A 443-nucleotide genomic window follows, 5' to 3' on the forward strand; every position below is an offset into this window, starting at 1 on the left:
CCAGTTGGGCCTGCCAGCGCAGCCAGCTTGACCAGCTCCAGCCCGTCATTCCCTGTCCAACCAGCAGGGAGGCGACCACGGCCAGCATCAGCCCGACCAGCAACAGGCCGATAAGGCGAGCCGGTGCCGGATGGCGGGCCACCAGCAGGCCAGCGTTTGCCTTTGGCGTACCCGACTTGATGCCAAGGCGCGGGATCAGCCAAAGCAGCAGCGGCGCGCCCAGCAGGGAGGTCATGGCGCCGGTGGGGATCAAGACCGGCCAGAAGCGACTCAGACTCTGCAACAGCAGATCAGTCGCCGCCAGCAGCAGGGCGCCGAGGATCGGTGCCCACAGCAGCCGCTGGCCGAGCTGGCGGATCCCGAGCAGCCGCACCATGGCGGGCGCCGCCAACCCGATAAAGCCGATCAGCCCCACCACGCTCACCACGCAAGCGGTGACAAAC

General features: G+C 68.2%; 1 pseudogene. It reads right to left on the reverse strand.

Annotated elements, in window-relative coordinates:
* Nucleotides 1-443: pseudogene (locus tag DBR30_RS21515) on the reverse strand (iron chelate uptake ABC transporter family permease subunit); the annotation flags it as partial.

This window comes from Aeromonas sp. HMWF017 (assembly GCF_003061465.1).
Lineage (GTDB): Bacteria > Pseudomonadota > Gammaproteobacteria > Enterobacterales > Aeromonadaceae > Aeromonas > Aeromonas veronii.